Origin of the sequence: Methylobacterium crusticola, assembly GCF_003574465.1 — a bacterium.
GTDB lineage: Bacteria > Pseudomonadota > Alphaproteobacteria > Rhizobiales > Beijerinckiaceae > Methylobacterium > Methylobacterium crusticola.
In genome coordinates this window covers 30,293-47,876 of the sequence record NZ_QOWC01000036.1, presented here as the reverse complement: position 1 = coordinate 47,876, position 17,584 = coordinate 30,293, and the positions used below count along the sequence as shown (strand labels likewise).

The 17,584-nt window shown below is 73.7% G+C and carries 17 protein-coding genes; 11 read left to right on the top strand and 6 right to left on the bottom strand.

The window, feature by feature from the left end; all coding sequences use genetic code 11:
• Positions 1–369: 369 nt before the first annotated feature.
• The 6 genes from DT057_RS16280 (at position 370) to DT057_RS16255 (ending at position 7,872) form a co-directional block, all read left to right on the top strand.
• Complete coding sequence (locus tag DT057_RS16280; protein ID WP_128563151.1) at positions 370–969, top strand: hypothetical protein; 600 nt, start codon at positions 370–372, stop codon at positions 967–969.
• A 542-nt stretch (positions 970–1,511) separates the two neighbouring features.
• Positions 1,512–3,791 carry a TonB-dependent siderophore receptor gene (locus tag DT057_RS16275; protein ID WP_238313910.1) on the top strand — a complete coding sequence of 760 codons (2,280 nt, stop codon included), beginning with the start codon at positions 1,512–1,514 and terminating at the stop codon, positions 3,789–3,791.
• An 11-nt stretch (positions 3,792–3,802) separates the two neighbouring features.
• On the top strand, positions 3,803–4,123 hold the full coding sequence (locus DT057_RS16270) for an iron transporter (protein WP_128563149.1): 321 nt from the start codon (positions 3,803–3,805) through the stop codon (positions 4,121–4,123).
• Complete coding sequence (locus DT057_RS16265; protein ID WP_128563148.1) at positions 4,120–5,748, top strand: PepSY-associated TM helix domain-containing protein; 1,629 nt, start codon at positions 4,120–4,122, stop codon at positions 5,746–5,748. Before DT057_RS16270 ends, DT057_RS16265 begins: the two co-directional genes overlap by 4 nt.
• Positions 5,745–6,101, top strand: a complete 357-nt coding sequence (locus DT057_RS16260) for a DUF3325 domain-containing protein (RefSeq protein WP_128563147.1) — start codon at positions 5,745–5,747, stop codon at positions 6,099–6,101. Before DT057_RS16265 ends, DT057_RS16260 begins: the two co-directional genes overlap by 4 nt.
• Before the next feature lie 148 nt (positions 6,102–6,249).
• A complete protein-coding gene (locus DT057_RS16255) occupies positions 6,250–7,872 on the top strand; it encodes an ABC-F family ATP-binding cassette domain-containing protein (RefSeq protein ID WP_128563146.1) in 1,623 nt (540 codons plus the stop codon).
• A 123-nt stretch (positions 7,873–7,995) separates the two neighbouring features.
• On the opposite strand, the gene DT057_RS16250 is transcribed toward DT057_RS16255, so the two are convergent.
• Complete coding sequence (locus DT057_RS16250) at positions 7,996–8,367, bottom strand: hypothetical protein (protein WP_128563145.1); 372 nt, start codon at positions 8,365–8,367, stop codon at positions 7,996–7,998.
• A gap of 157 nt (positions 8,368–8,524) precedes the next feature.
• Positions 8,525–8,710 carry a hypothetical protein gene (locus tag DT057_RS16245; RefSeq protein ID WP_128563144.1) on the bottom strand — a complete coding sequence of 62 codons (186 nt, stop codon included), beginning with the start codon at positions 8,708–8,710 and terminating at the stop codon, positions 8,525–8,527.
• A 373-nt stretch (positions 8,711–9,083) separates the two neighbouring features.
• Between DT057_RS16245 and DT057_RS16240 the strand changes: the two genes are divergently transcribed.
• Both DT057_RS16240 and DT057_RS16230 read left to right on the top strand, forming a co-directional pair.
• Positions 9,084–9,359 carry an adenylosuccinate synthase gene (locus tag DT057_RS16240; protein WP_128563143.1) on the top strand — a complete coding sequence of 92 codons (276 nt, stop codon included), beginning with the start codon at positions 9,084–9,086 and terminating at the stop codon, positions 9,357–9,359.
• Positions 9,360–9,654: 295 nt separating this feature from the next.
• Positions 9,655–10,128, top strand: a complete 474-nt coding sequence (locus tag DT057_RS16230; protein WP_238313912.1) for a hypothetical protein — start codon at positions 9,655–9,657, stop codon at positions 10,126–10,128.
• Between the two features lie 85 nt (positions 10,129–10,213).
• Here the strand turns inward: DT057_RS16230 and DT057_RS16225 are convergent, their stop codons facing one another.
• The 4 genes from DT057_RS16225 to DT057_RS16210 form a co-directional block, all read right to left on the bottom strand.
• A complete protein-coding gene (locus DT057_RS16225; RefSeq protein ID WP_128563141.1) occupies positions 10,214–10,504 on the bottom strand; it encodes a DUF6894 family protein in 291 nt (96 codons plus the stop codon).
• A gap of 698 nt (positions 10,505–11,202) precedes the next feature.
• On the bottom strand, positions 11,203–11,364 hold the full coding sequence (locus DT057_RS16220) for a DUF3309 domain-containing protein (RefSeq protein ID WP_128563140.1): 162 nt from the start codon (positions 11,362–11,364) through the stop codon (positions 11,203–11,205).
• A 555-nt stretch (positions 11,365–11,919) separates the two neighbouring features.
• Positions 11,920–12,525: an ANTAR domain-containing response regulator gene (locus tag DT057_RS16215; RefSeq protein WP_128563139.1), complete on the bottom strand. Its 606-nt coding sequence runs from the start codon at positions 12,523–12,525 to the stop codon at positions 11,920–11,922.
• A gap of 28 nt (positions 12,526–12,553) precedes the next feature.
• Positions 12,554–13,666: a transporter substrate-binding domain-containing protein gene (locus DT057_RS16210; protein ID WP_128563138.1), complete on the bottom strand. Its 1,113-nt coding sequence runs from the start codon at positions 13,664–13,666 to the stop codon at positions 12,554–12,556.
• 255 nt (positions 13,667–13,921) lie between these two features.
• On the opposite strand from DT057_RS16210, the gene DT057_RS16205 reads away from it, so the two are divergent.
• The 3 genes from DT057_RS16205 (at position 13,922) to DT057_RS16195 (ending at position 17,583) form a co-directional block, all read left to right on the top strand.
• Complete coding sequence (locus DT057_RS16205) at positions 13,922–15,100, top strand: acyl-CoA dehydrogenase family protein (RefSeq protein WP_128563137.1); 1,179 nt, start codon at positions 13,922–13,924, stop codon at positions 15,098–15,100.
• On the top strand, positions 15,097–16,248 hold the full coding sequence (locus DT057_RS16200; RefSeq protein WP_128563136.1) for an acyl-CoA dehydrogenase family protein: 1,152 nt from the start codon (positions 15,097–15,099) through the stop codon (positions 16,246–16,248). Before DT057_RS16205 ends, DT057_RS16200 begins: the two co-directional genes overlap by 4 nt.
• 84 nt (positions 16,249–16,332) lie before the next feature.
• Positions 16,333–17,583, top strand: coding sequence for an ABC transporter substrate-binding protein (locus DT057_RS16195; protein ID WP_128563135.1), 1,251 nt, complete (start codon positions 16,333–16,335; stop codon positions 17,581–17,583).
• Position 17,584: the final 1 nt, after the last annotated feature.

The following is a 17,584-nucleotide window of genomic DNA, read 5'->3' as shown; positions in this document are numbered from 1 at the left end:
ACAAGAACATCGCCGGCTGACGGCGCGCCCGGTCCGCGGCGGCTCCCTGGGGTTCGCCCCGGGAAGCCGCCGGGGCCGGCCCACGCCCCGCCGCGCCCCCGCGGCGCGCACGTCGCGGCCGGTCCGCCGCCGCGGCCGGTCCGCCGCCGCGCGCGCCGGAGCGGCACCCGATCGCATCGCCGTCGGGTGCCGCTCTCGGGGTTCGTGACCCGCGCCCTCGCGCCGAACCGGCGTCGACGTCGCCCGGCAGCGCTCCGGCCTGCGCGCCGGCGCCTCGCCGCTGCACCCGGCGCGGGGGTGCTGTTCCACACAGCCGCCGGCACCGCGCTGCGGCATTGATTCGGGGAACGACGCGACAGGGTGGGTGCGATGCGGATCCCCGGAAAGTGGTTGGTGCTCGGCGCCGTCTCGGCCGGTCTCGTCGCGACCGCCGGCATCACCGCGTTGACCCCGTCGCACGGCACGGCGCCAGCCGGCCGGGCGCCCGCCCTCGAATCCCCCGGAGCCCTGCTCCCCCCGGGCCCCGCGGCCGCGGAGGCTCCGCCCTGCACCCAGGCAGCGTGGTCGCAGGGTGGCGGGGCCTGCACCAGCGCCGCCACCGCCCCGGTGCGCGTCATCCGCAGCGACGTCCCCTACCAGGCCGGCGTCGAGAACCCGGTGCGCCATCCCGTGCCGGCCGAGGCGGCGGCCAGGCCCGCCAAGCCCGTCCAGACGGCGGAGGCGGCGCGGCCGGTGCCGACCCTGAACCTGGCGGCCGAGGAGCCCCGGCTCGATCCCGCCCCCGCGACCGGGCGCGGCGACGCCGCCCCGAAGCCCAGGAAGGCGCGCCCGCGCGCGGTCGCGCAAGCGCGCTCCTGCGGCGGGTATCCCTGCGGCCCGCGCGGCCGGATCGACCGCCACGCGCAACCCGACCTGCCGCCTTTCCTGGCCGAGCTCGCCACGGCGTTCGGCGTGCGGGTCTACCGGTAGGGCCGCGCCGGTTCCGGTCGGCACGCGAAGGCGGCCCTCGCGCGCCGTCCGATCCCCCGTCGGCGGCCCACCGGCCCCACCGCGTCCCTGACCCCGCCGGAGCCCCCGAAGCATCGCCCGCGACCTCGCCCCCTCGAGGCCGGAGGGCGCTCCCGCCCGCGACCGCCGGGACGACGCGCCGGGGCGCCGCGGCGCGCCCTTCGGCCCGCGGGCGGGCGCGCCCTTCGGCCCGCGGGCCGACGCGCACGGCCGGCGCGATCCGCATGAAAGACGAACTTAGATGACGAAAGATATTTCATCTGTTGCCGACTGGTCACGACGGCACCGAAACGTCTAGGGCAGATTTTAACTATCGTAATGTAAGAACAAAGGGCTTGTGCGAACAGGCGTCATGCTGCCATTCACCGTTCAGAAACACGGCCGTCCGGCGCAAAGCCTGGCGACAGGCCAGGTTCGCAGTGAGTCGCTTGATGCACCCCACCGTTTCACGACGCCCCGCCCAACGCCCCCGCACGGAGAGGGGGCGGCTCACCTCGGCGATGATGACGGGGTTGATCCTCGGCTGCGGCGGGGCCGCCGCGCCATCGGTGGCGCAGGACGCCGCCGAGGTCGCGCTCGAGACCATCGAGGTGGAGGGCGGGAGCCGGCGCGAGAACGCCGCCGGCACGGTCCCGGGCGGGCCGCGCGGCCCGGTTCCCGGCTACGTGGCCTCGCGCAGCGTCGTCGGCACCAAGACCGACACGCCGATCCTCGAGACCGCGCAGTCGATCTCGGTCATCGGCCGCGACCAGATCGCGGACCAGAACGCCCTCACGATCAACCAGGCGCTGCGCTACACGCCGGGCGTCACCACGGAGCAGCGGGGCGGCGCCGGAGCGACCCGCCTCGAGCAGTTCTCGATCCGCGGCTTCACCGCGCCGCTGTTCCTCGACGGCCTGCGCCTGCCCGGCAGCCGCGACGCCTTCCCGTCCGTCGATCCCTACCGGCTGGAGCGCATCGACATCATCAAGGGGCCGGCCTCGGTCCTGTACGGGCAGTCCGGGCCCGGCGGCATCGTCAACCTCGTCTCCAAGGTCCCGCACTTCGTCCGTCACGGCGAGGTCTTCGTCCAGGGCGGCGGCTTCAGCGAGGTGCGCGGCGGCTTCGACGTCGGCGGGCCGATCACCTCCGAGACCACGGTGCCGGGGACCGAGCAGTTCGCCTACCGGGTCATCGGGCTCGGCTGGAACGGCGACGGACCGGCCGTGACCACGCGGGTCGAGCGCGCCTTCATCGCCCCGAGCCTCACCTGGCGCCCCTCCGCCGACACCTCGCTCACCGTGCTCGGCCTCTACCAGCGCGACCCGTTCTCCGGCTTCTACGGCAGCTTTCCGGCCTTCGGCACGGTGTTCCCGCGCAATTTCGGCAACGGCGTCGTCGGGCGGCTGCCGGTCGGCTTCTACGACGGCGACCGCAACTTCGAGCAGTCGGACCGCACCCAGGCCTCCGTCACCTACCTCTTCGACCACCGCTTCGACGACGCCTTCCGCTTCCACTCGGCCGGGCGCTACCTGCGCACGGAGGGCGACTACCGCAGCGTCTACACCTCGTTCAGCTCCACGACGCCGCTGTTTCCGGCGACGACGCTGACGGCCGGGCCGCTGATCAGCCGCTCGCGGATCGCCAACCAGGTCGGCATCGACGCCTACACCATCGACAACTACTTCGAGGCCAAGTTCGATACCGGCATCTTCGCCCACACGGCGCTCCTCGGCGTCGACCACCAGACGATCCAGACCCGGACCCTCGCGTCCCCGTTCCCGGCCGCGCCCAGCCTCAACGCGCTGGCGCCGAACTACGACATGGCCATCCCGGTGCCGGCCTTCACGTCGGACGCCCGCGTCACCGCCGAGCAGACCGGCGTCTACCTCCAGGACCAGGTCAAGTTCGACCGCCTTGTCCTGACGCTCGGCGGGCGCTACGACGTGGCCCGCCAGACCGGTCCGACGCGCACGCTCGCGACCGGCGCCGTCGCCTTCCAGGACGTGCCCGCCGACGCCATGACCTACCGGGCGAGCCTGCTCTACCTCTTCGAGGCCGGCGTCGCGCCCTACGTCTCCTACAGCGAGGCCTTCGAGCCGATCACCAGCGGGCGCATCTACGATCCGGCCTTCGGCACGACGGGGCGCGTCCCGGACCCGATCTCGAGCCGCCAGTACGAGGCCGGCATCAAGTACCAGCCTCCCGGCACCGACATCCTGCTCACCGCGGCGGCCTTCGACATCAAGCGCTCCAACTCGCTGACGCCGGACCCCGAGAGGAGCACCTTCAGCCTCCAGACCGGCGAGGTCGGCGTGCAGGGCGTCGAGTTCGAGGCCAAGGCGAACCTCGCCGAGGGGCTGAACCTCGTCGGCGGCGTCTCGTTCCTCGACATCCGCAACACCCGCGACACGAACACGACCTACAACCAGGTCACCGGCCAGTCCGTGCCGATCGTCGGGCTGCGCCCGGTCCAGGTGCCGGACAGGACCGCCTCGCTGTTCCTCGACTACCGCTTTCAGGACGGCCCGCTGCTCGGCCTCAGCCTCGGCGGCGGCGTGCGCTACCTCGGCGGGTCGTGGGGCGACCCCGCCAACACCTTCCGGGTCCCCGAGAGCGTGCTGGTCGACGCCGTGGCGCGCTACGATTTCAAGTACCTCGACCCCAAGCTCGCGGGGTTCGACCTCCAGATCAACGCGCAGAACCTCCTCGACGAGCGCTACGTGACCGGCTGCTTCTCGTACGCGAGCTGCTTCTACGGCCTGCCGCGCACGGTCTACGCGGCCCTGCGCTACCGCTGGTGAGGGTGCGGGGCATGAGCCATCGGCGGGCCGCGCGGGCGGACATCCTCGGGCGCGCCGCCGTCGCGGGGCGCGTCGTCCTGGCGGCCGGCGGGGGCTACGGGATCGCCGCCCTCGCGACGGCGCTCCTGTCGCTGACGCTGCCGCTTCCCCGGTCGGAGGCGGTCACGGCGGCGACGCTCCTCAGCGTCGCGGTCATGGTCGGGGTGGTGGTGGCGGTCTTCGCGGCGCGCTCGCTCCTGCGGGCCCTCGTGGGCGTCGGGGCGGCCGGCCTCGTCCTCGGCGGCGCCCTCTGGCTCGTCGCGGGCGCGATCCCGCCGGGGCCCGCGGCATGAGGAACGGCCTCCGGCAATCCATGGCCTGGCTGCACACCTGGTCCGGCCTCGTCGTCGGCTGGGTCCTGTTCGCGGTCTTCCTCACCGGCACGGCGAGCTACTACAAGCCCGAGATCTCCCGCTGGATGCAGCCGGAACTGCGGCGCGAGGCCTCCCTCGGCCCGGACGTCCTCGCGCGGGCGGCCGACCTCGCGGTCGCCCACCTGCAGGCGCACGCCGCCGGGGCGCGGACCTGGTTCATCACCCTGCCGCAGCCCGACCGGCCGCTGCTGGAGCTGTTCTGGCGGACGCGGCCCGGCACGCCCCCCGGCCGGGCCGTGCTCGACCCGCGCACCGGGGAGCCGGCGGCGCTGCGCGAGACGAAGGGCGGCGAGTTCCTCTACCGGTTCCACTTCGAATTGAACCTGCCGCCGCTCTGGGGCCGCTGGATCGTCGGGGGCTGCGCGATGATCATGCTGGTGGCGCTGGTGAGCGGCGTCGTCACCCACCGGCGCATCTTCGCGGACTTCTTCACCCTGCGGCGGGACAAGTCGGCCCAGCGCGGCTGGCTCGATGCCCACAACGTCACCGGCGTGCTGGCGCTGCCCTTCCACCTGATGATCACCTACACGGGCGTCGTGACGCTCGCCCTGATGTACATGCCCTGGGGCGTCACGGCGGCCTACCGGGGCGACGCCCAGGCCTACTTCGCCGAGACCGGGCAGATCACGCAGCCGCGCCCGCCCGCCGGCCGGCCCGGCACGCTCGCGCCCGTCGGCCCGATGGTGCGGCAGGCGGCCGCCACCATCCCCGGGCCGCTCGAGCGGCTGACGGTCGCCAACCCGCGGGACGCGAACGCCACGGTGGTGGCGGTGTTCGAGGAGCCGCACGGCCTCTCGCACGAGCACCCGCAGGTCGCCTTCGACGGCGCGACCGGCGCGGTCGTGGAGGTCCGCCAGGGCGGCCTGCGGCCCGCCGCCAAGACCTTCACCACGATGGTGGGGCTGCACGAGGCCCACTTCGCCGGGGCCGCCCTGCGCGTGCTGTTCTTCCTCTGCGGGCTGATGGGCACCGCCATGGTGGCGACCGGCCTCGTGCTCTGGACGGTGGCGCGGCTGCCGAGATCCGGGCAGGCGCCGGGGCCGGGCTGGCGGCTGGTCCACGGCCTGAACGTCGGCACGGTCGCCGGCCTGCCGGCGGCCGTCGCGGCCTACTTCCTGGCGAACAGGCTCCTGCCCCCCGACCTCGCCGGCCGGGCCGAGTGGGAGGTGTGGGCGTTCTTCAGCACCTGGCTCGCCACCACCCTGGCGGCGTTCCTGCCGCCGCCGCGCCAGGCCTGGAGCGGGGCGCTGGTGCTGGCGGCGGCTCTCTACCTCGCCGTGCCGGTGGCCGACGTCCTGACGGCCGCGGCCGCGTGGGACGACCCCGCCTGGTTCCTGGGGTTCGACGCCGCGATCATCGCCCTCGCGGCCTGCCTCGCGATCATCGCCCGCAAGGTCGCCCGCTACGAGGCGCCGCGCCGGGCCCGCCGGGACGCGGCGGGCCGGCCGGCCCCCGGGGCGCCGCCGGCCGCGCCCGAGCCCGCGCTCCACGCCGCCCCGGGGCCGCGCGGGGAGGGGGCGGATGCCCGGCTCGGCCGCGCATGAATGCCGGTGCGCTCCTGCTGAACCTCGGCCTGAGCTTCCTCGGGCTCGGCGCGCTCTGCCTCAGCCTCGCCCGGCATCACGGCGCCGTCCTGCGGTCCAGCCCGCGCCCCGCGCGGGTTCTCGCCCTGCGGGCCGCCGGATGGAGCCTGATCGGCCTCTCGCTCGCGGCGGCGATCCGGCTCGAGGGCGGGAGCTTCGGTCCGGTCCAGTGGCTCGGCTCCCTCGTCGGGGCCGGGCTCGTCCTGATCGCGGCGCTCTCCTACCGGCCGCGCGCGCTGCCCTGGATGCTGCTCCTCGCGGCCGCCGCGTCGCTCGCCGCTCCGGCGCTCGCGATGTCCCGCCCGGCCTTCTGACGCCGACGGCCTCGGGCGCCCCCGGGATGAGCGCTCCGGCCCGCGCCCCGGGGGAGGCCCCCGCCTGCGCCGGTCCGACCCGCGGCGCCTTCCGCTCGCGCGCGCGATGGCGTATGGGCGCGGACACCTCCCGGGCTCGCGCGGACGCATGATACGCCTCGACAAAATCAGCAAGCAGAACGGCAAGCAGATCCTCTTCATCGAGGCGTCCGCCGCCCTCCAGAGAGGGGAGAAGGTCGGGCTCGTGGGGCCGAACGGCGCCGGCAAGACGACGCTGTTCCGGATGATCACCGGCGAGGAGCCGCCCGACGAGGGCCAGGTCGCGGTCGATCGGGGCACGTCCATCGGCTACTTCAGCCAGGACGTGGGCGAGATGTCCGGCCGCAGCGTCGTCGCCGAGGTCATGGACGGCGCCGGGGCCGTGAGCGCGGTGGCGGCCGAGCTGCGGGCGCTGGAGAACGCCCTCGCGGATCCGGAGCAGGCGCACGCGCTCGACGCCCTCGTCGGGCGCTACGGCGAGGTGCAGACCCGCTTCGAGGAACTCGGCGGCTACGCGCTCGAGGGCCGGACGCAGGAGGTCCTGGCCGGCCTCGGCTTCGACCAGGAGATGATGGAGGCGGATGTCGGCGCCCTCTCGGGCGGCTGGAAGATGCGGGTCGCGCTCGCCCGCATCCTCCTGATGAGCCCGGACGCCATGCTGCTCGACGAGCCGAGCAACCACCTCGACCTCGAGAGCCTGATCTGGCTCGAGGCCTTCCTGAAAGGGTACGAGGGCGCGCTGCTGATGACCTCGCACGACCGCGAGTTCATGAACCGGATCGTCGGCAGAATCGTCGAGATCGACGGCGGCACGCTGACGACCTTCTCGGGCGACTACGCCTTCTACGAGCAGCAGCGGGCGCTGAACGAGGCCCAGCAGCAGGCGCAGTTCGAGCGCCAGCAGGCGATGCTCGCCAAGGAGATCAAGTTCATCGAGCGCTTCAAGGCACGTGCCTCGCACGCGGCCCAGGTCCAGAGCCGGGTGAAGAAGCTCGACAAGATCGAGCGCGTGGAGCCGCCGCGGCGGCGCCAGTCGGTGGCCTTCGAGTTCCAGCCGGCGCCCCGCTCCGGCGACGACGTCGTGAGCCTGCGCAACGTGCACAAGCGCTACGGCAGCCGGACCATCTACGGCGGGCTCGACTTCATGGTGCGCCGCAAGGAGCGCTGGTGCGTGATGGGCATCAACGGCGCCGGCAAGTCCACGCTCCTGAAGCTGGTGACGGGCGCGACCCAGCCGGACGACGGCACGGTGGCGCTCGGCGGGAGCGTGAAGCTCGGCTACTTCGCCCAGCACGCCATGGACCTGCTCGACGGCGAGCGGACGATCTTCCAGTCCCTGGAGGACGCCTTCCCGCAGGCCGGGCAGGGCTCGCTGCGCGCCCTGGCGGGCTGCTTCGGCTTCTCCGGCGACGACGTCGAGAAGCGGTGCCGCGTGCTCTCGGGGGGCGAGAAGGCCCGGCTGGTGATGGCGAAGATGCTCTTCGATCCGCCGAACTTCCTCGTCCTGGACGAACCGACGAACCACCTCGACATGGGCACGAAGGAGATGCTGATCCTGGCCCTGTCGCAGTACGAGGGCACGATGCTGTTCGTGTCGCACGACCGGCGCTTCCTCGCCGCCCTGTCGAACCGCGTGCTCGAACTCACCCCCGAGGGCATCCACCAGTACGGCGGCGGCTACACGGAATACGTGGCGCGGACCGGCCAGGAGGCGCCCGGCCTGCGGAGCTGAGCTGAGCGGACGGCCGACGCGGCCGGCCCCCCCCCGGTGCCCCGGGTGTCGCGCCGCCGCGCTCATTGGCCCTCGCGCCGGACCGGGTCGCGGCGGAGCGTCCGGGACCCCGCCGGGGGCCGCTCAGCAGTTGAGCCGTCGACCCTCGCGGCGGCCGAACGTGCGGTAATGCACGAAGCCGGATTCCATCTGGCCGCGGTCGACCGCGCGGCGCACGTCGGGATTGCAGCGCAGGTACTCGCGCTCGTCGAACCCCGCCTCGCGCCCGCGGGACCCGGAGCCGCGCTCCCTGTACCCGGGGTCGCGCTCGCCGTATCCTGGGCCCCGGTCGCCGTAACCGGGCCCGCGCTCGCCGTATCCGGGCCCCCGCTCGCCGTAGCCGGGGCCGCGCTCGCCGTAATCGTAATCCGGGCCACCGCGCGGTTGAGCCGAGGCGGGGGCCGTCGCGCCCGCCAGGCTCAGAGCTACGGCCGCCATCGCACAAAGCGCCTTCATGTCGCGTGGTCTCCTCATCGGCAGCTAAGAACGCCCCGGGAGGGGATTGGTTCGATGGTCCGCGCCGCCCGCGCACGGAACGGGCCGCCCGGCCGCGGCGGGACGCGGCCCGGGACGCCCCTGAAGCCTCGCGGCCGGGGGGCGGGCCTTGGGGCCCCTACGCCTCGTCGTCCAGCTCGCTCAGGGCGTCGGCCAGGCTCTCCGCCGTCTCCAGGGAGAGCCCGGTCTGGAGCCTGCCGTTGACGCGGGCGGGCTCCCCCGTCTCCATGTCGTAGACGGTCCAGCCGCCCTGCTCGCCGCGGACGGCGAATTGCGGATGGGTGGCCTGGAAAACATTGCTCATGGGGTCTCCCGACCGGGTCTCGCGGGGGTCGTCGGCCGGTCCTGGCGCACCAACGTCCCGGGCCGGGCTCCAGGTCCCCGCGAGGGAGCCGATGCGGTGCGGGGAATCGTCCGGCCGGCCCCCGACCCGGCCCGTGGCGCGGGCCTCGGCCGCGCGGACCGCCGTCGCGGCGGCGCGCGTCGGGCCGCTACGATCTGCCGCCAGCCCGCCGCGGCGATCGCGCGTGGCGGCGGACCCCCGCCGTGCTAGAACGGATCACGAACACGTGGCCCCGCCCCGGGCCGGGCGGCTGGACGCGCCGGGCGCAGCCCGGGGGTCGAGGAGGTCGCGACGGGGCGCGCCGGAGCGGTCCCGCGCGATCGAGGAGAACGGAATGGCATTCAAGGTGAAATCGGCCTCGGAGACAAAGGCCGCCGACCTCGCATCCGCGCTCATCCGCATCGCCGATCGGGACAGCGCACCGATCACCATCGGGGTCGAGCCGTTGCGGCGCATGAACCCGCGGCTCACGCCCCTGGCGATCGGTCAGGTGTTCCGCAAGCACCGCGACAGTCTCGACGCCGCCCTGGCGGAGCGCGGCTACGCCCTCATCGACTATGCCGACCAGGGTCCCGGTCGCGGAATGGAGTTCGAGATCGGCCTCGCCTGAGGACGAGCCCGGGTCGTTCCCGACCGCGCGGGTCCGCGTCCGCCGGGGCCGCTTCCCTTTCCCGCTTCCCCTCGGCCCGCAATTTCCGTACAACGGATATTATGCGGATGCCGAGTCCCGTCGCACGAAACAGGCGAGGTCGCCCGGCCACGGGCACGGCCCCGCATTTCGCCGTGCGCCTGCCGCGCGAGGTGATCGCCGCGATGGATCGGCTTGCAACCGCCGAGAGCCGGCCACGCTCGGAGATCGCCAGAGAGGCTCTCACCGAGCACCTGAGGGCGAAGGGGTACCTGACATGAGCGTCGTCGCGCGCAATCGCAGCAGGCTGTGCATGGCCGCCGGCCTGCTGGCGTTGGTGGCTCACGCGGGGGCGGCGGAGGCCGGGTGCACGCGCCGCATCTACAATCGATCGGCGCTGACGCTGGTCGGCAGCCAGGATGGCGGGCCGGCCTTCGTGCTGCCGCCCGGCCGGTCGATGCCGATCCGCCTGACGCGTCCGGGCACGTTCGACCTCGGCGTCTCGTGCGCCCCGCTCGGGCAGTTCGGCTACGAGGGCCGGACGGGCTCGTATGCAGCCCAGGCTCAGCTGTCGTACCAGGCCGTCATCGATCGATGCTACATCAAGGTCGGCGACCAGTTGCTGAGGCCGGAATTCGGGCCCGGGTCGCTGGGGATGCAGAGCACGGCGCCCTTCACGGTCAACAATCCGAGGCAGGGCGACATCGTCCTGGGTCCCTCCGCGGGCCTGTGCGCGCCCCAGGCATTCTGACCCCCTCGGTCCCGCGCCCCGCATCGGGGGCGGGATCCCGACTGCATCCGGCGGCCTCCCGCGCGCCGACGCGCCCCGCCGGCCCCTACCGCGACCCGGGCCGCGTCGCCGGATTCAGCCGCGGCCGGGCGGTCCGTCGGGAATGCGCCGGCTCGATCCGCAGCGAGACGGTGGCCGTCAGGAGCCGCAGGCCGTGCTGGTCGCGAAGGTCGACCGCGATCTCGCGGACCCTCCCCCGCGGGAGCTGATCCTTGGCGATCTCGGCGGCCACCAGCATGGCTTCACGCTCGGCCGCGTCGAGATCGGGGTAGTCCAGCCCCTCCTCATCGGCGGTGAACTGCGTTCCTTCGCGAAGATCAAAGTAGAAGCGAGGCATCGACCTACCCTGTCGGCGCGGCGGATTGTACACACGGTCGTGCATCAGTCCATAAGCAGTCCACCATAACACCCGCGAGCCGGTCCCGTGGCGCCTGGAAGGCATCCGGGTGTCGGGTCGGGCCGACGCGGGCGCGGTGCGCGGCAGGTCTGGCGCGCCACCTTTGTGCAACTTGTATTTGACATTGCCAATCTCGGCCGATCGACTCCTAATGCCCGACAGTCATGAGCCCACCATCATGACTGCGAGGAGGCGAGATCATGCGGTTTGTTGTCATCGGCGCCATCGTCGGCTGCGCCCTCATCGGACCATCACTGCCCGCGCACGCGGCAATGAGCTGCTCGCAAAGAAACGAGCAATGCATGGCCTTCTGTACCAAGCAATTCAAGAGGCAGACGGGCTGCACGAGCAAGTGCGCCGACGCCCTGCCTCAATGCATGTCGAGCGGATGCTGGAACACGCCGATGTCGAACAAGTGCGGCTACACGAAGGGATAGCGCTCGAGGGACGGGAGAAGGCGCGCTCGCCGGCATAGCGGCGGCGAGGCGCCGTGCCGCGACGGCGCGCGGGCCGGACTGCTCGCGCGCAAGGGCCTGGCGCCCGGGACCGACCTGCCCGGTCACGCCTCTGTGCACGGGACGGCCCGCCGCGGCGGGCGCTCCCGCGGGCGGCGGGCCCGGATCCGGGTTCGGGATCGCTCAGAACTGTCCGAGCCGCCCGGTGAGCAGCAGCACGATCAGGATGATGATGAGGATGCCGCCCAGGCCGAAGCCCTGGTTCCGGTAAGCGCCCCCACCGTAGAACATGCCGCCGCCACCGAACAGGAGGATCAGGACGATCAGCAGGATGAGAAGCGACATGGGCGACCTCCGGACGGTCCTGTGACCGCCTGTCGTGTGCACTCCTGACCGAGGAGGCGCGGCTCCGAGCGGGTGTGATCATCCACGGTAATACCGGGCCTGTCACAGGTTTTTTCCAGTCCAACCGCGAGTCGGGCGGCCGTGTTGCCGCCACCTGTTCGGAGGCTGCACTACGCCGCGAACGTTCACGGGAGGGTGCCTGCCGCGGCGGCTGCCGGGCGGGCCAAACGACGTCCTTCCTCAACTTGCTGCGGCGGGCCGGGTTCCAGGAGCGGGGCGGTCCGCACCGCCATCCCGGGTCCGGCGGCCCGCCCCGCGACCGGTTTCGGCCGCGCGGCCGCCGCGACGGCGCCGACCCGCCGGAGCAGGGTCCGCCGGCCTGTCCTCGGGGCTGCCCGGCGGGGCGTTGCAACCGCCTCTGCCGGCGCCCGACGAGGACGAGCAGCGCCGCCGCGGTGAGCGCGAGGACGACGCGATCCCGGGGGCCGCCGGCCCCCGCCGCGCCGCAGCCGGTCCAGCGGCGCGGCGGACCTCCCCGGAAGCGCCGGTCCTGCCTCACGACGGCGGGGAGGGCCGGCTCCGCCGCAGGGCGCCGTGGGCGAACACGATCGAGGACGCGATGGTGGCGAGCGGCTGGCGCTGGTCCATGGCCTGGCGGCGGATCAGCTCGTAGGCCTCCGCCTCGCCGAGGCCCTGCTCGTCCATCAGGATCCGCACCGATTTCTCCAGCTCGCGGCGCACCCGCAGGTTCTCGTTGAGCTTCTCGGCCTTCTGGACGAGCTGCGCCTCGTAGCGCTGGGCGGCCCGCGCGGTCACGAGGGTGCCGAGGATGCCGAAGGGACGGACCGGCTTCACCACGACGCCGCGGGCGTTGACGGTGATGAGCTGGCGCAGCACCGCCGGGTCCTCGTACTCGATGATGCCGACGACCGCGAAGGGCCCGGGCGCCGCCGCGTCGAGGAAGGGCGGGCGGGCGCGGTCGATCAGGTGGAACACGACCTCGGTCCCGCCCGGGATCCGGGCGGGCGGGGGCCAGGCCTGGGAGACCTGGCAGCCGATCCGGCGCAGGTGGCGCACCAGCTCCTCGCCGTCCTGGTCGGCGGGATGCACCGCGAGGACGCGCGTGTCGCGCAGCGAGCGCAGCAGGGGCTGATCGGTCATGGGGTCGCTCCTCGGGCGGGCGCGCGCATCAGGCGTAGCCGTAGCTGATCAGGTAGGGATCGGGCTTGACGAGGCCGGGAGCCTCCTCGACGACGTCGAAGCCGCCGTCGGGACGGGCCCGCCCGATGCGGGGGCGCAGGTAGGTGTGGTTGTTGTCCGGGTCGATGAGGACATCGCCCTGGGGCGCAGCAAGTCCGGTGCCGAGAAGGACCGCCGTCAGGGCCTCGGGCCGCAGGGAGCCTGCCTCCGCCAGGCCGGCGGCGAAGAGGTGCATCTGGAAGTAGGCGGCCTCGGCCGTCATGTTGGTGCGCGACGCCGGCCCGTAGCGCGCCCGGTAGGCCGCCACGAAGGCGGCGTTCTGCGGGGTCGCGACCGATTCGAAGTACGGGCAGGCCGTGACGTGGCCGGCGGCCGAGCCCGGCTGCATCAGGCCGGTCTCGGCCTCGCTGGTGGTGAGGCTCGCGATCACGGGCCGGCCCGGGCCGGGGGCGAGCCGGGCGCAGGCATCGTACAGGTAGGCGGTCGAGGCGCCGACGACGGTCGAGAAGATCACCTCGGCCCCGAGGCGCCGCGCGCGCCGCCCGACGCCCTCGAAGGGCTCCGGGCCGGTGTGGATGTCGAGGTAGGTCTCGTCCAGCACCGTGCCGCCCGCCGCCTCGACGAGCTCGCGCATGACCCGGTTCGATTCCCGCGGGAACACGTAGTCGGACCCGACGAAGACGAAGCGGCGCCCGTGGTGCCGGGTCAGGTAGCGCGCGAGCTGGATCGCGCTCTGGTTCGGGGAGGCGCCCGTGTAGATCACGTTCGGCGAGTACTCGAAGCCCTCGTAGATCGCGGAGTAGAACAGGAGGGCGTTGGCCCGCTCGACGAGCGGCAGCACCGCCTTGCGGCAGCGCGAGGTGCAGCAGCCGAAGACCACCGTGACCCCGGCCTCGCACAGGAGGTGGTCGGCCTCGCGCCGGAAGCCGTCGGGCTCGGAGCCCGGATCCCGGATCACGGGCTGGATCGGGCGGCCGCGCACGCCGCCCGCCCCGTTGATCTCGTCGATGGCGAGCAGCGAGGCCTTGAGCTGCGTCTCCTCCACGTAGCCGGTCACGCCCGTGCGCGAGAACAGCAGCCCGACCGCCCAGGGTTCCGCCATCGCCGTACCTCCCGTCGCATCAGGGCCCGTGGGCCGATCCGGTTCCACGCCGCGCCGCGCGCCCGGCGGCATCGGGCCGGGCGCGCCATGCATCCGGCGGGCCGGCCGTGCGCGCGGGCCCGGCCCCGCCATCCGCCGCGCGGGAAAAAAACTCCCGCCCGGCGGCCATTGCGCGGGGCGCGGCGGCCCTGTAGATTTTTGACTGCTGAATCAGAAATCAAAAAACCGACGTCCGGGAGACCGGGCGCCGCGGGGATGGAAATGGTCCTGAGCGAGGATCTGCGTCGGTTCCGCGACGAGGTGGCGGCGTTCTGCCGGGCCGCGCTGCCGGCCGACATCCGCCGCAAGGTCGCCCTCAACCTCACCCTCGCGCGCGAGGACCACGCGCGCTGGCAGAAGATCCTGCACGCCCGCGGCTGGATGGGCGGGCACTGGCCGGCGGCGCATGGCGGCCGGGACTGGCGGCCGCTGCAGCGCTGGCTGTTCGAGCAGGCCCTGGCGGAGGAGGGGGCGCCCTGGCTGATCCCCATGGGGGTCGCCTACGTGGGGCCCGTCCTCTACACGTTCGGCAGCGAGGCCCAGAAGGCGCGCTTCCTGCCCCCGATCCTCTCGGCCGACCACTTCTGGGCCCAGGGCTACTCGGAGCCGAACGCGGGCTCGGACCTCGCCGGCCTGACGACCCGGGCGGTGCGCCGCGGCGACGCCTACGTGCTGAACGGGCAGAAGACCTGGACCACCTACGCCCACTGGGCGGACTGGATGTTCTGCCTTGCCCGGACCGGCGCGGGCGGGCGGCCCCAGGACGGGGTCTCGTTCCTGCTCGTCGACATGCGGGCGCCCGGCGTGACCGTGCGGCCGATCCCCACCATGGACGGCAAGCACCACGTCAACGAGGTGTTCTTCGACGACGTCCGCGTGCCCGCCGAGAACCTCGTCGGCGAGGAGGGCCGGGCCTGGGCCTACGCCAAGTTCCTCCTCGTGCAGGAGCGCCTGATCTCGGCCGAGACCGGCAGGGCGCGCCACCTCCTGGCGCGGCTGCGCGAGGCGGCCGGGGCGGTCATGGAGGGCGGGGCGCCCCTCGCCCGGCACGACGCCTTCGCGCGCCGCCTCGCCGAGGTCGAGATCGACATCCGGGCGCTCGAGGCGGTCTGCCTGCGCCTGCTTGGGCGCACGGCCGGCGCGGTGCCGACCGGGGTCGAGGCCAATCTCCTGAAGATCCGCGGCACCGAGATCGCGCAGGCGATCACCGAGCTGATGGTGCGGGCGATGGCGCGCCGCGGCCTGCCCTTCGATCCGGCCGCCTTCGCGCCCGAGGGGACCGCCGACGCGGTCGGGATGGCGGGCGAGTTCCTGCACCTGCGGGCCGCGACGATCTACGGCGGCTCGAACGAGATCCAGCGCGGGATCATCGCCAAGCAGGGGCTCGGGCTGTGACGGCGGATCCCGGCCTGCGCGACGCGCTCGTGGAGGGCGCCGCCCGGTGGCTGGCGGGCGCCTACGGCGAGGAGCGCCGCCGGCGCACGCTGGCGAACGGCGCCTTCGACGCCGCGGCCTGGGGCGAGATGGCGGAGTTCGGCTGGTTCGGCCTCGCGGTGCCGGAGCGGCACGGCGGGCTCGGCCTCTCCCTCGGCGACCTCGCCGCCCTCGTGCGGACGGTCGGGGCCGCGAACCTGCCCGAGCCGGTCGCCGCGGTGGCGGGCGTCGCCGCGCCGCTCCTCGCGCAGGCGGCGGGGCGGAGCGGCGCCGCCGCCGCCCTCCTCGCCGACGTCGTGGCGGGCAGCCGGATCGTCACGCTCGCGCACGCCGAGCCCGACCAGGGCTACTCCCGCGACGCCGTCCGGACGCGGCTCGTCCGGGAGGCGACCGGCTGGCGCCTCGAGGGCGCCAAGGCCGCGGTCGAGGGCGGCGCCCGGCCGGACGCCTACCTGGTCACCGCCCGCGCCGAGGACCGCGCCGCCCTCGTCCTCGTCGACGCCGCGGCGCCGGGCCTCGCCGTCTCGGCCTACCGGGCGCTCGACGGGCGCGCCCTCGCCGACCTCGCCTTCGAGGCGGTCCGGCTGCCGCCCTGGGCCTTCCTTCCCGTCGCCGGGACGGCCGTCGAGGACGCCCTCGACCGGGGCGCCGTGCTGGCCATGGCGGACGCCGTCGGCGCCATGGCGGTGCTCCTGGAGGACACGCTCGCGCACCTGCGCACGCGCACGCAGTTCGGCCGGCCCCTCGGGTCGTTCCAGGCGCTCCAGCACCGGGCCGTCGACATGGCGATCGCCCTCGAGGAGGCCCGGGCCGTGGTCGAGGCCGCCGCGGAGGCGCAGGCCTGCGACCCCCTCGAGCGCCGCCGCGCCGTCGCGACCGCCAAGGTCGTGGGCGCCCGCGCGGCCCGGCGCATCGCCCGGGAGGCCGTGCAGATGCACGGCGGCATCGGCATCACCGAGGAGTCGCGGGTCAGCCACCTGTTCCGGCGGCTGGTCGTGGCCGAGAGCCTCTACGGCGACGACGATTTCTACCTCGATCGCTTCCGCGCCGCGGGGGAGTTCGCCGGCTCCCCGGCGGCGGAGCCAGCGAGCGCCCCCGCCGGGCGGTGACCCGCGGCCCGCCCGGGACGGCGGGCCCGCGAGGGGCCGGCGGCAGCGCCGCCGACCGAGACAAGAACAGACCGGGAGGACATCATGATCTCGCGCCGCACCCTGCTCGCCGGAGGCGCCGGCACGGCCCTCGCGCTCTCGGCCCGCCCCCGCATCGTCGTCGGCCAGACCAACGAGCCGATCCGGCTCGGGGTGATCACGCCGCTGAGCGGACTGCAGGAGTTCATCGGCTCCTTCGTGCGCAACGGCGCCGAGGTCGCGGCCCAGATGATCAACAAGGCGGGCGGCGTCGACGGCCGCCCGATCGTCCTCGAGGTCCGGGACGAGAAGGCGAACCCGGCCGCCGCCACCACGGTGGCGCGCGAGCTCCTGGGCAACGGCATCACCCTGCAGCTCGGCACGATCTCCTCGACGGTCGCCCTCGCGTACGGGCCGCTGATGCAGGCGGAGAACGGCATCAACCTGACCTGCGGGGCCGGGACCGAGAAGATCAACCACGAGAACTACAACCCGCACGTCTTCCGCATCGGCGACGGCACCTACCGCATGCGGGCGCAGGCCCGCCTGATGGCGGAGCGCTTCCCCGCCGTGACGAGCTGGACCGGCATCATCCCGGACCACGAGTACGGCCGCACCGTGTGGGCGGTCTTCGTGGACGGGCTCCTCGAGTTCTACCCCGCCGTCGCCGGCAAGCCGCCGACCATCATCGACCCGATCATCGTGCCGTACGGCAGCGGCGACTACCGCAACTTCATCACCCAGGCCGTGCGCACCCCCGCCCGGGGCATCGTCAACGCCACCTACGGGGGCGACGCCGCGACCTTCTTCCAGCAGGCCCGGCCCTACGGCCTGTTCCGGGAGCGCGTCCTGATGGATGCGGCGAACGAGTTCATCGTCGCCAACGCCCTGAAGGACCAGGTGCCCAAGCACTGGACCGGCAGCCACTGGTACTACGCCGGCAACTCCTCGGCGCTGAGCCGGGCCTTCGCGGAGGCCTACGCGGCGAGGACCGGCGAGGCGATGCCGATGGGCTGGGCCGGGGAGGCGCAGGCGGCGGTCTCGGCCTACGCGGCCGCCATCGCCAAGGCGCGCTCGACCGAGACCCCGGCGGTGATCGCCGCCCTCAAGGACCTGACCTGGGACACCGTCACGGGGCCGCGCACGATGCGCCGCGAGGACAACCAGGCGGTCAAGGACCTGGAGATGATCCAGCTCGAGCCCGATCCGGGCGCGGCCCGCGGCTTCAAGGTCTCGGACTACGTCCGGGTCGAGGGGGCCGGCGTGATCGAGCCGCCGACGCCCGGGCGCAAGATGAGCCTGCGCGCCCCCGCCTGAC